At 71.2% G+C, this 14,490-nt stretch carries 10 protein-coding genes; 5 read left to right on the top strand and 5 right to left on the bottom strand.

Annotated features, from left to right (window positions below; translation table 11 throughout):
• Nucleotides 1-11: 11 nt before the first annotated feature.
• A complete protein-coding gene (locus tag P1V51_20890) occupies nt 12-1,727 on the bottom strand; it encodes an AarF/ABC1/UbiB kinase family protein (GenBank protein MDF1565507.1) in 1,716 nt (571 codons plus the stop codon).
• A 175-nt stretch (nt 1,728-1,902) separates the two neighbouring features.
• Between P1V51_20890 and P1V51_20885 the strand changes: the two genes are divergently transcribed.
• The 5 genes from P1V51_20885 (at nt 1,903) to P1V51_20865 (ending at nt 7,042) form a co-directional block, all read left to right on the top strand.
• Complete coding sequence (locus tag P1V51_20885; protein MDF1565506.1) at nt 1,903-2,628, top strand: PspA/IM30 family protein; 726 nt, start codon at nt 1,903-1,905, stop codon at nt 2,626-2,628.
• Nucleotides 2,629-2,714: 86 nt separating this feature from the next.
• Nucleotides 2,715-3,470 (top strand): hypothetical protein, encoded by a 756-nt coding sequence (locus P1V51_20880; GenBank protein ID MDF1565505.1) that lies wholly within the window; start codon nt 2,715-2,717, stop codon nt 3,468-3,470.
• A complete protein-coding gene (locus tag P1V51_20875; protein ID MDF1565504.1) occupies nt 3,470-4,249 on the top strand; it encodes a hypothetical protein in 780 nt (259 codons plus the stop codon). Before P1V51_20880 ends, P1V51_20875 begins: the two co-directional genes overlap by 1 nt.
• Nucleotides 4,250-4,276: 27 nt before the next feature.
• On the top strand, nt 4,277-5,761 hold the full coding sequence (locus tag P1V51_20870) for an SPFH domain-containing protein (protein MDF1565503.1): 1,485 nt from the start codon (nt 4,277-4,279) through the stop codon (nt 5,759-5,761).
• A gap of 6 nt (nt 5,762-5,767) precedes the next feature.
• Entirely contained in the window at nt 5,768-7,042 is a 1,275-nt protein-coding gene (locus P1V51_20865; protein MDF1565502.1) for a hypothetical protein, read from the top strand.
• Here the strand turns inward: P1V51_20865 and P1V51_20860 are convergent.
• The 4 genes from P1V51_20860 to P1V51_20845 all read right to left on the bottom strand — a co-directional run bounded on the left by P1V51_20860 (nt 7,013) and on the right by P1V51_20845 (nt 14,423).
• Nucleotides 7,013-7,381 carry a divalent-cation tolerance protein CutA gene (locus P1V51_20860; protein ID MDF1565501.1) on the bottom strand — a complete coding sequence of 123 codons (369 nt, stop codon included), beginning with the start codon at nt 7,379-7,381 and terminating at the stop codon, nt 7,013-7,015. The genes P1V51_20865 and P1V51_20860 overlap by 30 nt on opposite strands.
• Nucleotides 7,378-8,508, bottom strand: a complete 1,131-nt coding sequence (locus P1V51_20855) for an acyl-CoA dehydrogenase family protein (protein ID MDF1565500.1) — start codon at nt 8,506-8,508, stop codon at nt 7,378-7,380. Before P1V51_20855 ends, P1V51_20860 begins: the two co-directional genes overlap by 4 nt.
• Nucleotides 8,509-8,640: 132 nt before the next feature.
• On the bottom strand, nt 8,641-9,873 hold the full coding sequence (locus tag P1V51_20850; GenBank protein MDF1565499.1) for a hypothetical protein: 1,233 nt from the start codon (nt 9,871-9,873) through the stop codon (nt 8,641-8,643).
• A 29-nt stretch (nt 9,874-9,902) separates the two neighbouring features.
• Nucleotides 9,903-14,423, bottom strand: coding sequence for a putative Ig domain-containing protein (locus tag P1V51_20845; protein MDF1565498.1), 4,521 nt, complete (start codon nt 14,421-14,423; stop codon nt 9,903-9,905).
• Between the last annotated feature and the right edge of the window lie 67 nt (nt 14,424-14,490).

Below are 14,490 nucleotides of genomic sequence, written 5' to 3'. Positions count from 1 at the left end.
CCCGGGATGCTTCAGCGCCGCCACCAGGCCCGCAGGAAGAGCACCGCCGAGGGCAGCGCCAGCAGGTAGCCGACGAAGCTCACCGCCGGGAAGCCCCAGATGAGGTAGCCCTCGTAGCCGAGGGCGAGGGTGGCCGAGAGGGTGAGGATGCCGAAGGTGGCGCCCAGGCCCCAGAGGGTGTCCGAGCGGCGGCGGTCCTCCACCAGGGTCTCGACCGCCGGCAGCTCGACCTTCAGGGACATCCTGCCGGAGTCGATGTCCTCCAGCACCCGGGTCAGCGCCGGCGGCACCTGCCGCATCAGCTTGCCCGCGACGTGGACCCCCTCCATCGCTCGCCGCACCAGCCGCTCGGGGCTGTAGCGGTCGCGCAGCAGCTCCTGGATGAAGGGCTGCGCCTCGGCGATCACGTCCATGTCCGGCGCGATCTGCTTGCCGAGGCCCTCGATGGTCATCAGCGCCTTGAAGACCAGGGTGTAGTCGGCGGGCATCCGCATCCGGTGGCGCTGACAGCCCTCCACCAGCTCGCGGAAGAGGTGACCCACGTCCACCTCGGAGAGGGGCGTGTCCATCAGGTTGCGCTCGGCGACGTCGTAGACGTCGGCGACGAAGGCGTCGTAGTCGACCGGGGCCTCGCGGATGCCCAGCTCGAAGAAGGCCCGGGCCAGGCCGTCGTAGTCCTCGCGGCCGATGGCGAAGAGCACGTCCACCACCCGGTCCTTCCGCTCCGGGGTCAGCCGGGCGCAGAGACCGAAGTCGAGGAAGCAGATCCGCCCGTCGTCGAGGACGAAGATGTTCCCCGGGTGCAGGTCACCGTGGAAGAAGCCGTCCTGGAAGAGCTGCTTGAAGAGCGCGTTGAGCAGCTCCCGGGCGCAGACCTCGGCCTCGATGTAGCCCTCCTCGATGGCCTCCTGCACCTTGCGGCCATCGACGAACTCCATCGTCAGCACCCGCGTCGAGGAGTACTCCCGGTAGACCCGCGGGATGTGGATGCCCTCCACGCCCTCGAAGTTCCGGGCGAAGCGGATGAGGTTGCGCGCCTCCTGGGCGAAGTCGAGCTCGCGGCGCACGGCCTTCTCGAACTCGCGGACGATGCCCACCGGATCGAAGAAGCGGGCCTCGGGGGCCACCTCGACCACCTGGCGGGCGAGGAAGTAGAGGATGTCCAGGTCGGCGTCGAGGGTGTCCGCGATCCGCGGGCGCTGGACCTTCACCGCCACCCGCTCCCCGCTCTCGAGGCGGGCCTCGTGCACCTGGGCCACCGAGGCCGCGGCGATGGGCACCGGGTCGATCTCGGCGAAGAGCTCGGAGGCCGGGACCCCCAGGGACTCGCGGATCACCTCGCCGGCCTGCTCGGAGCTCATCGGCCCGACGTCGTCCTGCAGCCCCTGCAGCTCCCGGCAGAAGACCGGCGGGACCAGGTCCGGGCGGGTCGAGAGGATCTGCCCGAACTTCACGAAGACCGGGCCCAGCTCCTCGATCGAGGCCCTCGCCCGCCGGGCCAGATCGATGGTCGCGGCGCTGGGGGCGCTCTCCACGCCCTCCTCGACCCCCTCCAGGGCCTCTTCCAGCGCCCGCTTGAGCTCGGGGTCGGCCCGGGAGAAGCGGGAGAAGAGGAAGCCGAAGCCATGGCGCATGAGGACCCGGGCGATCTGCTGGAATCGCCTGACATCCCGGATGGTTGTCCGGGCGGCCCGCAGGTTGGTGTAGACCGAGCGCAGGGTGCTCATGGCTTGGCACCTTCCTCCATCCGGCGAGGGTATCGCCCGTCAGACCCCGAGGCCAGAAACCGACCCCTTCTCCAGACCGCCGAAACTGTTACATTGACTGCACTTTTTCACACCGCCGGGGATCGGTCGCCCGACCGGAAGATCCTGGTGAGGCTCACACCCGTAAGGAGACGGCATGGGCGTCCTTTCTCGCATCAGCACCCTGATCAAGAGCAACCTCAACGACCTCATCTCCAAGGCGGAGGATCCGGAGAAGATCCTGGAGCAGTCCATCGTGGACATGCAGGACAACGTCAAGGAGGCCAAGAAGGAGGTCATCGACACCCTCGCCCAGCAGAAGGTGCTCGAGAAGAAGCTCCAGACGGCCAACGAGGAGGTCTCGGCCTGGGAGCGCAAGGCCATCACGGCCGTCGAGGGCGGCGACGACGACCTCGCCCGTGAGGCCCTGCGCCGCAAGAGCGCCTCCCAGTCCCGCGCCAGCGCCCTCGAGGAGCAGGTCGTCGTGCAGAAGGACTACGTCGACACCCTGCGAGCCTCGCTGACCGCCCTCGAGAGCAAGATCGAGGAGGCCAAGAGCAAGAAGACCCAGCTCGTCTCCCGGCTCCGGGCCGCCAAGGTGAAGGAGGACATGATCGCCGCCCGCGAGGTCGCCCAGGGCACCCACCAGGCCCTGCAGGACGACACGGCCTTCGCGGCCTTCGCCCGGATGGAGGAGAAGATCCTCCAGATCGAGGGCAAGGTGGAGGCGATGGAGGAGCTCTCCTCGGTGAGCACCGGCGCCGACCCGGACATCCGGGCCGAGCTCGAGATCGAGCAGAAGCTCAAGCAGCTCAAGGCCTCGAGCGCGGTGGAGGACGAGCTCGACGCCCTCAAGAAGCGGCTCGCCGAGAAGAACGAGTAGCGCCCGGCGGCCGCGCCGGCCCATGGGGGAGGACGCGGGGGTCAGCCAGCGGGCCGGCCACCGCCACCAAAGGGAGGAGGGAGTCGGTGCCCGGAGCGTTCCGCGCACGGCATGGCATCACCGTCGAGGCCGCGGCCCGGGGCTTCCTGGCGCCCACCGCGGCCGAGGCGCTCCTGCGCGCGCTCGGCCAGGCGGCGGACGCCCCCCGCCTGAAGGCCGACCGGCGGGACACCGTCCGGGGCCTGCTGCTGGGCCCCGAGGGGATCCTCCACGACGCCGCCCTCCTGCTGCGCTTCGAGGAGGTCCTCGGCGGACTCGAGCACATCGGCCGCGTCCCGCCTCCCCTGCCCCTCCCCCTGGCCCGCTCCCGCTGGCGCCTCCCCCGCAGCCTGCGCGCCACCCTGCGCCGCCACGGGCGCCGCACCCTGACCGCGCCCCCCGACGCCCTCGATCCGACCCTGGCCCACCTCGAGGCCTGCGCGAAGGAGACCCTCACCCTCGCCGAGCTCGACCCGGGCCCCTCGGGGCGCGCGAGCCACGCGAGCCGCGAGCGCCTCACGGCCGCCGCCCGCGAGCTGGAGAGCCTCCTCTTCGAGGCGATGCAGCGCCGGCCGGACGCCCCCGCCGACCACGAGGCCCTCCTCGAGGACGCCCGGATCCTGGTGACCTACTTCGATCCGATCCAGGACCCCCGCCTGCCCTTCACCACCCGGCTCGAGACCGCCCGCACCCTCGGAGAGCTGGCCGTCGCCGGGGCGGTGGGTGAGCTGCACGCGCTCGTCGTGACCTGGCGAGCGACCCTGTCAGACCTGCTGCAATCCGCCGTCGAGGACGCAACGTGATGACCTGGTCGTGGATCTACGCCTTCACCGGACTCACCGGTGCCCTCTGGGTCCTCCTCTCGGGTGTCATGGCCGGGATCGGAGGAGGCGACTCCTCCTCGGTGGACGGCTTCGACGGCTCCATCGATGGGGGCGTCGACGGCCTCGACGGTGGCTTCGACGGCGGGCTCGACGGCGGCGTCGAGGGCCTCGACGGTGGGCTGGACGCGAACGTCGACGGTGGATTCCATGGAACCGACGCCGGCGGACACGCCCTCGACCTCGCCCATACGGGCATCGACAGCATCGACGCGGGGTATGGAATGGGCGAGGCCCAACCCGGCTTCCCATTTCTCTCGCCCTACGTGATCTCGGCCTTCCTCGCGGGCTTCGGCCTCGCCGGCTACGCCAGCCTCGAACTGGGCCTCGGGGTCCTTCTTCACCTTCCCATCGCACTGACCACCGGTCTGGGAATGGGTGGCGCGGTGGGCATCTTCTTCCACAAGCTCCGGACCACCTGGAGCCAGTCGAGCGAGGTCCGTCGACGCCATCTCCTTGGTGCCGAGGCTCAGGTCTCGGTCAGCATTCCGGAAGGAAAGGTTGGTGAGGTGAGCCTCATCGCAGCCGGCTCCCTCCAGAACATGGCCGCTCGCAGCCTCACGGGCGGCTCTCTTCCAGTAGGCACCACGGTTCTCATCGAGCGGCTGGAAGGAAGCACCGCGATCGTGCGCGAGCCCGTTGGGCGGCGACTCGAACGGCTAGGCTCCACCAACGACTCCGACAGGAACCCCTCGTCCTAGAAGCCAATCAAGAAAGGAAGTGACCACATGGATGTCATCATCTCCGTAGCACCGTACGCGGCTGCAGCCGTCGGGGTCGTCTTCGGCATCGCCTTCACCATCGCCACCCTCTGGAAGAAGGCCGGGCCCAACGAGGCCCTGGTCATCTCCGGCACCGGAAAGGTGCGCCTCCGGGTGGGTGGCGGCGCCGTGGTGATCCCGATGTTCCAGAAGTTCGATCGCCTCTCCCTCGAGGTGATCACCATCGACGTCTCGACCCCCGAGGTCTACACCGAGCAGGGCGTGCCGGTGCAGGTCGACGGCATCGCCCAGGTGAAGGTGCAGTCCACCGACGTGGGCATCCGCACCGCCGCCGAGCAGTTCCTCGGCCGCGGGCTGCGCGACATCCAGGCGGTCGCCCGCCAGACCCTCGAGGGTCACCTCCGCGCCATCCTCGGCACGATGATCGTCGAGGAGATCTACAAGAACCGCGAGGGCTTCTCCCAGCGCGTGCAGGAGGCGGCGGTCCCCGACCTGGCCCACATGGGTCTGCGCATCGTCTCCTTCACCCTGCGGGACATCAAGGACAGCCACGGCTACCTCGACGCCCTCGGCCAGCCCCGCCTCGCCCAGGTGAAGCGGGACGCGATCATCGCCCAGGCCGAGGCCGACCGGGACGCGCAGATCCGCGCCGCCAAGGCCAAGCAGGAGGGGGAGAGCGCCCGCTACATCGCCGAGACCCAGATCGCCGAGGCGAACCGGGACTACGAGTCCAAGCGGGCCGAGTACCAGGCCGCCGTGAATGAGAAGAAGGCGGCCGCCGACCTAGCCTACGACCTCCAGCGCTTCAAGACCGGCCAGGCCGTGAAGGAGGAGGAGGTGAAGGTCGAGCTCGTCGAGAAGGAGCAGCAGATCGCCGTTCAGGAGAAGGAGATCCAGCGGCGCCAGCGCGAGCTCGAGGCGACCGTGCAGAAGCCGGCCGACGCCAAGCGCTACGCCGTCCAGACCGAGGCCGACGCCGAGAAGTACAAGCTCACCGCCGAGGCGGAGGGCCGCGCCCAGGCCCAGCAGGCGCAGGGCTTCGCCGAGGCCGCGGTCATCAAGGCCACCGGTGAGGCGGAGGCGACCGCCTCCCGCCAGAAGGGCCTGGCCGACGCCGAGGTCATCAAGGCCAAGGGCCTCTCCGAGGCAGAGGCCATGGAGAAGAAGGCCGCCTCCTGGGAGAAGTACAACTCCGCGGCGGTCACCCAGATGTTCGTGGAGATGCTGCCGAAGATGGCCGCGGCCGTCTCCGCCCCCCTGGCGAAGACCGAGAAGATCGTCATCGTCGACGCCGGCGGTGAGGGCGGAGGCGCCTCCCGCCTCACCCGGGACATCGCCGCGGTGATGGCCCAGGTGCCGCCGGTCCTCGAGGAGCTCTCGGGGGTCCGCCTGCAGGACCTGGTGGCCCGGGTGCCCGGCCTGGGTGGGAACGCCCAGCAGGACGCCGAGGGCCGCGCCTCGGAGACCACCGTCGAGACGAAGAAGGGCTAGGCCCTCGTGGCGCGAGACACCCTGCAGCGCCTTCGGGGCGCGATGAAGGCGGCCTCCCCCCTGGGCGGCCTCGTCGACGACGAGACGGATCTCGAGCTCTGCATCGTGGCGCCGGCCCACCCCTGGCTGGTGGGCTGGCTCGACGCGGCCCTGGGCCTGACACCCGGCGACGCGGTGATGATCACGCTCCCCGGCGGCCCCCAGCGGGACGCCGGGGGCAGCCTCGATCCGGGCGTCGTGCGGGCGGTGGCCGCGGCCTGCTTCCGCCACGGCTGCCGGGAGGTGCTCCTCCTCGCCCTCCCCTCGGCCATGAGCCCGCAGGACTCGGCGGCGCTGGTCGAGGCCTTCCGCAGCCGCGGCGTCGATCGGGACGCGATCCCCTCCGCCGACCTCCGCGGCTACCTGGGCCTGCTCGACGACCCCCAGGGCTGGCTGCCCCGGGCGGCCGGCGAGCTGCGCTCCGCGGCGGTGATCCCGGACGACGTTCGGGTGCACGCGGCGATCCTCGATCCCCGCACCGGAAAGCTGCACCTCCTCGACGTCGGGGAGGCGCCGGATCCGGCGCGGGAGCGCACGCCCGATCCCCTGGGCCTGGGGGGCCGCGGTCCGGTGTCCCTCGCCGAGGCCTCCCTCCCGCCCCACCAGCAGCGTCCGGAGCTGATCGCGGCTCACGAGCGGGCCATCGAGCCCCCCCGGCACGTGGCGAACCCGAAGGACTTCGACCCCGGCTCGATCGAGCTGGCGCCGGAGATCCTCTCCGAGAGCGTGTCCGGCGCCCTCCTCGGCACTCCGCTGGAAGAGAGCGGGGCCGTCTGGGCGGACTCCCTGCGGCCGGCCGAGGTGCCCGCGCCCCGCCCGGCCGCCCGGGCCCCGGCCCCTCGTCCGCCCCCCGCGCAGAAGCGCCAGTCCCCGGCGCCCCGGCCTCCCCCGGCGCCCCGCCGCTCACCCTCCCCCCAGAAGCGGATCGATCTCGAGGCCCACGTGGTCGAGGTCGGAGGCCACCGGATGAGCTCGGAGGTCGCGCACGCGCTGCGGGTGGTCCGGCAGTTCTACCTGACCAACTTCGACGACCGGGAGCGCGCCCAGATGCTCTCCGCCGCCACCGAGGCCCTCGACGCGGGGCTCGGAGTCGAGGTCGGCCTGAAGGTGATCATCCAGCCGGTGATCCGGCTCGGGCCGGTGCGCTACCAGGTGCTCAACGAGCTGCTGGCGGTGAAGGGCGCGCTGGGTCAGCTGCCGGCGGCGGTCGCCTCACTCCTCCTGCGCGCCGTCCTCGCCTGAGGCGGCGCCAGCGAGGCTCGCCGAGAGCCAGCCGAGGTAGCGGTCGGAGCCCTCGCTCACCGGCAGCGCGAGGAGCTCCGGCGTGTCGTAGGGGTGCCGCTCGCGCACCGCCGCCTCCACCGCCTCGAGCCGCCCGGCCTCGGTCTTCAGGACGAGCAGGACCTCGGGGTCGTCGCAGACCTCCCCCTGCCAGCGGTAGATCGAGCGCAGCCCGGGCACGAGGTTGGCGCAGGCGATGAGCCCCTCCTCCACCAGCCCCCGGGCCAGCGCCGCGGCCACCTCGGGCGTCGGCGCCGTGACCAGGACCACCCGGGCCTCGTCGCCCGGTACCAGGCTCACATCCCCTCCAGCTTCGAGAGGATCTCCTTCATGACCTCGCTGGTGCCGCCGCCGATGGTGATCAGGCGGACGTCGCGGAAGGCCCGGGCGATGTCGTAGTCCATCACGTAGCCGTAGCCCCCGTGGAACTGCTGGCACTCGTAGGCGACCTTCTGGATCAGATCGCCAGCGTAGAGCTTGGCCATGCTGATCTCCTTGGTCGCCATCTCGCCCCGGTCGAACTTGTCGCAGGCGTAGTAGGTCAGCTGGCGGGCGGCCTCGACCTGGGTGAGCAGCTCGGCGAAGCGGTGGCGCCAGACCTGGAACTTCACGATCGGGCGGCCGAAGGCCTTGCGCTCGAAGCCGTAGGCGATGGCGTCGCGGATCATCAGCTCCATCCCCGACACCGCGGTGATGGCGGCGATGAGCCGCTCCCCCTGGAAGTTGGTCATGATGTGGTAGAAGCCCGCGTTCTCGTCACCGAGGCGATAGCGCTGGGGGATGCGCACGTCGTCGAAGAAGATCTCGGCGGTGTCCGAGGCGAGGTTGCCCATCTTCTCCAGCTTGCGGGAGACCGAGTAGCCCTTCACGTCGGTGGGCACGACCACGAAGGAGATGCCGCCGAAGCCCTCCTCTCCCGTGCGGACGGCCAGGGTGATGAAGTCCGCCCGGGTGCCGTTGGTGATGAAGGTCTTCTGGCCGTTGATGACGTAGTCGTCGCCGTCCTTCCTGGCGGTGGTGGCGAGGTTGGCCACGTCCGAGCCCACCCCCGGCTCGGTCACGCCGAGGGCGGCGATCTTCTCGCCGGCGATCGCCGGGGCGAGGAACTCCTGCTTCACCTCGTCCGAGCCGATCTCGTCGATGATCGGGGTGGCCATGTCGCTCTGGACCATCAGCGCCATGTTGACGCCCGCGTTGCGGGAGTAGGCCAGGGACTCGGCGTAGGCGACGGTGTACCAGTAGTCGAGGCCCGCGCCGCCGACGTCCTCCCCCTTGTTGATGCCCAGCAGGCCCAGCTCCCCGGCCCGCTGGAAGACCTCCCGGGGGAAGAGCCCGGCCTTGTCCCACTCGTCGGTGTGGGGGGCGAGCTCCTTCTCGCAGAAGGTGCGGACGGTCTTGCGGAAGAGCTGGTGCTCCTCGGTGAACATCACCTCGCGGCCCATGATCTTGCCTCCCCCGGCGGGCTGCTTCCCGCCGGTCAATTATTGATTGGCAAGTCAATCAACCGCAAAGGGCGGCCTCTGTAAAGCCCCGATCGGCGCGGGGCCGCCCTCGCGGGATCAGCCGCTGGCGTTCCGGCAGACCCCCAGCGAGGGCTGCTGGGTGAAGACCGAGTCGCAGTAGTACCCGACCCCACAGGAGCCCGGCTGCGGATAGGAAGCGCCGGGATCGCAGTAGTAGAGGCAGGTGCCGGCGCCGGTGCCCTCGACCATGCAGTGGAGACCCGAGGCGCAGTCCGCGGCGGCGGCGCAGAAGGCGTCCACCAGCCCCTCGCCCTCGGCGAGGCAGAAGGTCTCGTCCAGGCCGACCGAGTAGTAGCAGGCCTCGGTCTCGTCGATGCAGTCGGGGAAGGCCGGCGAACAGGCGGCGCTGCAGAAGGGATCGATGCCCCCCAGGAAGACGCAGCGCTCCCCCTCCGTGCAGGTGGGTCCACCCTGACCGCCGCAGCGGCACATCCCGTCCTCGGGATCGCAGGTGGTCCCGGCGGAGCAGGTGACGTTCACGCAGGGATCGCCCCCGACGCAGAGGAAGGCGGAGAGGTCGCAGCTCTGGTCGGAGAGGCAGGCCTCGCCCCCGAGGCCGCCGCACTTGCAGACGCCGTCGGCCGGATCGCAGGCGGTGCCCGGTGTGCACTCGACTCCGAGGCAGCTGGCCGCGGGGACACAGCTGGCGGTGTCCGGATCGCAGGTCTCCGAGCCGCCGCAGACCGGACCGCCGGCCACGCCGCAGCGGCAGCGGCCGTCGGTGGGATCGCAGACGTTTCCGCCGGAGCAGGCGACGCCGAAGCAGAGGTCCGGGGTGCAGGCCCCGTCCTCGCAGCGCTCGCCGATCCCGCACTCGGCCGGGCCGCAGTGACAGAGCCCCGAGCCGGGGTGGCAGTGCTCGCCCGGCGCGCAGACCACGCTGGTGCATCGCGCCGGCACGACGCAGGTGCCGCTGGCCGATTCGCAGACCTCCCCGGTGCCGCAGGTGGCGCCCCCGGAGCCGCCGCACTTGCACTGGCCGTCGGTGGCGTCGCAGGCCTCGCCCGCGCCACAGGAGACCGCGTCGCAGGCGCTGCTCGGCGCCCGGCAGACCCCGGCGAGGGGATCGCAGGCCTCGTCGTCCCCGCAGATCGCCCCCGAGGGGCCTCCGCAGTGACAGAGCCCGTCCGTCTCGGCGCAGAAGGAGCCGGACGGGCAGCGCACGCCCTTGCAGCCCTTCTTGCCGCCGCAGCCGGGCGCGGCCAGGAACACCACCACCGAGAGCACCATCACGGCGCCCAGGGCGCCCACCATCCGAAGCTTCGTCACCGTCGTATCCTCTCTCACGCTCTTGGTGCTCATCGTCCGAACCGCCCACGCCCGAAGAGCGCGGCCACCCCCACCAGGAGGAAGGCCAGGAAGGGCGCCGACGAGGAGCCGCCGCGCCCGCTATCGCATCCGCCTCGCGGCTGCACCACCGGGCCGTTGGCGACCCGGATGGAGAGCCCGGCCAGGTCCCGGCGGCCGGCCGCGTCCACCGCCTCGACGATGAAGGCCGAGAGGGTCTCCTGGCCGTCGCCGATGGGGGTGCCCACGATCCGGCCGTCCTCCTCCAGATCGAGACCGGCAGGCAGCTCGCCGCCGGTGATCGACCAGGTGTAGGGGGTCTGCCCGCCGGTGGCCGTGAGGTGGGCCTGGTACTCGATCTCGTAGGTCGCCGAGGGGAGCAGGCCGGTGAGGATGGTGATCCCCTGGTCCGCGCCCACGGTCAGGGAGAGGGTGTTGGTGTCGAAGCGAGCGCGATCGTCCCGCACCTGCACCGTGATGTCGAAGACGCCGACCTCGGTGGGCGTCCCCCAGAGGCGGCCGTCGGTGTCGAGGGTGAGCCCCTCCGGCAGCCGCCCGGGGCCGTCGAGCGCCCACTTGTAGGGAGGCGTACCGCCGGCCGCCAGGAGGGAGGCCTCGTAGGCCTCGGCCAGACGGGCCCGGGGCAGCTCGGCGGTGACCACCACCAGGTTGCCGGGCTGGGCGACGTGGAGGTCGAGGTCGCGGCTGGCCGACGCGCCGTCGCCGTCGGTCACCGCCACCCCGAAGGAGAAGTCGCCCTCGCTCCCCGAGAGCCCGCCGAGGATCCCGTCGGGCAGGACGGCCATCCCCGGCGGCAGCGTGCCGGAGGAGAGGGCCCAGGTCAGGGGCGGCGTCCCGCCGACCGCGGTGAGGCGCACGGAGTACTCGGAGCCGAAGATGCCGTCCGGGAGGGCCTGGGTGACCACCGTCAGGGGCAGGGACTGCTCCTGCACCATCAGGTGGAGGGTCACCAGCGCGGCCTGGGCGCCGCTCTTGGCGAGGAAGCGGATCTCGTAGTCCCCGGCGGTGGTCGGGGTGCCCGTGAGCCGGCCGGCGCCGGTGAGGGCGATGCCGGGGGGCAGGCTGCCGCCCGCCAGGCTCCAGGTGATGGTGCCGTTGCCGCCGGCGGCCTCGAGCCAGACCTCGTAGGCCCGCCCCACCCTGCCCTCGGGCAGGGTCTGGGTCAGCACGATCATCGAGTTGCTCACCACCCCCAGGGTGGCCAGGCTCGCCGCGGCGTTGTCCGCCTCGTCGGGTTCGTCGAGGGTGTTCTGGGTGTCGGCGATCAGGCCGAGGTAGTAGACCCCCTGGGCGAGGGTCGAGGGCAGGGTCACCGAGATCGTCCGCTGATCGACCTCCTGCGGCGCCAGCGAGAGGGTCCCCGAGGCGAGGGCGAGGTCCTCGGTGCTGATCACCGAGTTGCCGGAGAGCACGACCGCGAAGTCGGAGGCAGCGTCGAGGTTGCCGGTGTTCTCGATCCGAAGCGTGACCTGCAGGGCGGTCCCCGGCGCCGCCGTTCCCTGGCTCGCGGTGGGCGGCGAAACCCGCAGGTTCGCGGTCGGCGGCCCGGAGCGGATCTCGAGGGGGCCGTAGGTGTTGTTCGTCAGCCCGCCCTCCTGGACCGTGGAGGTGAGGTTCGCGACCACGAAGAGGTAGTAGGTGACGTTGGGCTGCAGATCGGCCGGCAGCTGGGCCAGGAAGGAGATGTGCCTCACCTCGCCGGTCGCGAGCCCGTTGACGTCGGCCTGGCCGCTCAGGATGCGGTCGGCCGCGTCGAGGGTGGTGTCGTTCGAGAGCAGCGCCCCGACCACGAAGGGTCCGGCGGCCTTTCCGCCCAGGTTGGCGATCTCGGCGTCGATCTGGGCCGGCACCGAGCCGAAGACCGTGGTCGGCGCCGTGGCCGAGAGGGTCGCGATGTCGGGATCCCGGGAGTAGATGATGGACATGTTGGTGGGCCAGGCGCTGGCGGTGCACGCCGGGGTGCACATCAGGCCCTCGAGCCCCGCCGTGCCGGCCTGGTTCTCGATGCCGGCCGAGGCGCTCATCGAGCTCGTGCCGCTCATCCCGCCGTAGCTCACCCGGATGACGTTCGTCGTCTCGTAGAGCCGCAGCTTCATCGAGAAGGTGTTCCCACCCCCGTAGCGGCTCCAGTTCGCGTACTCGATGACGAAGGCCCGGTTCGGCGCGCTGCCCTGCACGGCCGTGACCACCTGTCCCGAGCCGGCCGCGAGGTCGTCCCAGAAGAGCGCGACGAAGCCGTTGGGGGTGCTGGCGTCCGGGATCGGGTCGTTGCTGTAGTTCGAGCCGGTGCTGCCCCCGAAGGCCACGAAGCCGTTGGTGCTGATCGTGACCTGGGTGTAGTTCACGCCCCAGAAGCTGAAGACGAAGGGCAGATCCACGGTCGTGGTGGCCTCGTCCGAGGAGCTGAAGGAGACCGGCGTCCCGCCGCTCACCGCCACGTAGGTCTCGGGGACGATGGAGACCGAGTAGTTGCCCTGGGCGCGGCTGACGCCCGGCAGCGCGAGGGCCGCCGCCAGCAGGAGGAGCCCGCCGGCGCGGCGCCGCCGCCGGAGGAGACCCAGGGCGAGGATCCCGACGAGCGCGAGGAGCCCCTCGCCCGAGGCGCTGGAGCAGCCCTTGTCCTCGGGCTGCATGGCGAGCCGCTGCTGGAGCGCGGGGTCGCGGACCTCGAGCACGAAGGCCCGGCGGCCGAAGGCGCCCCGGACATCGGTCGCCTCGAGCAGCAGGTTATAGGTCCCCGCCGAGCCCGCGGCCGGGGTGCCGGTGATGGTGCCCGCGCTTCCGTCGAAGTCGAGGCCCTCGGGCACCTCGCCGGAGCGGATCCGCCAGGTGAAGGGGCCCTCGCCGGAGCTCGGGAGGACGTTGAGGTTCTGGGCGTACTCCTCGCCAACCTGGGCCGGATCGAGCTCGGCGGTGACGATGGCGAGGGGCTGGGCGAGCGACTCGATGACGTAGTTGTTGGTGTCGAAGAGGCCGCCGGAGTCGGTGACCTGCACCTGGAAGCGATAGCGGCCGGCGCCCAGCGGGGCCCCGGAGAGGATGCCGACGTTGGGCTCGAGGGCGATCCCCGGGGGCAGCTCGCCGCCCACGAGGGACCAGGTCATCGGCGGCTCACCCCCGACGACCTCGAAGCCCGCGATGTAGGCCTGCTCCACCTGGCCCACCGGCAGGAAGCCGGTGGTGATGGTGAGGATCCCCTGATCCACGATCTTCAGGGGCAGGAGGACCCGGGCGATCTCGCCCCGGGCGTCGCTGACCTCGATCTCGAGGGAGAAGCTGCCCACCAGGGTGGGCGCGCCGGAGAGCACGCCGTCCTGGGAGAGGATCAGGCCGCCAGGGAGGCGCCCGGAGAGCTCCGTCCAGCTGTAGGGAGGCGCACCGCCCACGGCCGCCAGGCGGGTGGAGTAGGCCTGCTGGAGCACGCCCGGCGGCAGGGCGCCGGTCAGCACGCTCAGGGAGACGGTGGGCTCCGAGACCAGGATCGTGTAGCCGGTGGCCGCCGACTGGGCCCCGGAGGTCACCTCGAGGACGAAGCGGTACTCCCCCGCCGCCGTCGGGGTCCCCGTCACGTCACCGGTGGCGCCGTCGAGGGCCAGGCCGGGCGGCAGGCTGCCGCTGGTCAGCGCGAAGGAGTAGTTGCCGGTGCCGCCGATGGCCGCGAAGCGCCAGTCGAAGGGCACGCTGACGACGGCCTCGGGGACGAAGGTGGTGATGACGGCGAGCTCGGGCCGCAGCACCTGCAGCGGCAGCGGGCTGGCCTGGGCGTTGTTGGTCTCATCGAGCTCGTGCACCAGCCCGTCGGGATCCAGCACGAGCCCCAGGTAGTACTCGCCCTCGGGCAGCGTGGGGCTCAGGTGGACGTAGTCGGAGCGGGTCTGGAAGGTGCCCGCGGTGAGGTTCCGCTGACCGCGGAAGAGCAGCAGGTCCTCCGGGGAGATCGTCGAGTTGTGGGAGAGGTAAACCCCGTACTCGAAGGTGGCCGGCTCGTTGCCCCGGTTCTCCATGGTGAAGGTCACGGCGATGGCCTCGCCGGCGGCCCCCAGGGGAGGGATCCGGACCTCGGCCGCGGTGAGATCCGGGGCGGGCGTACGCACCTGGATCAGCTCGCCCCTCCGGGCGTTGTTCACCTCGTTGGGCTCGTCGATGACGCTCCCGGCGTCCACGATCACGCCCAGGTAGTAGCCCCCCTCGTTGATCCCGCTGGGGATCGAGACGGTGAGCGTCGTCGGCGTCCCCGGCACGTTCGCCGCGCTGGGCAGCGAGCCGGCGTAGAGCTGGAGATCGTTGAGGGTGATCACCCGGTTGTCCGAGAGGTAGACCCGGAACTCGAAGGTCGAGGGGTTCACCGCCGTCCCGAGGTTCGTGATGGTGAAGGTGACCGTCGTGTCCCGGCCCGAGAAGATCATGGGATCCGAGGTGATGTTGCTCACCGTGAGGTCCGGCTGGGCGGTGGCCAGCGCGGGGATCACCAGGGTCGAGAGCAGGCCGAGAGTCGTCAGCAGGCGCTTCATGTGTTCGTCCTCATGAACGGTGCGCCGGCGCCCCCCACCTCTACTGGGTGATCGGGACACCGGCGCT

Source organism: Deltaproteobacteria bacterium, assembly GCA_029210625.1.
Classification (GTDB): Bacteria; Myxococcota; Myxococcia; order SLRQ01; family SLRQ01; genus JARGFU01.
This window is presented reverse-complemented; position numbering and strand designations above follow the sequence as displayed.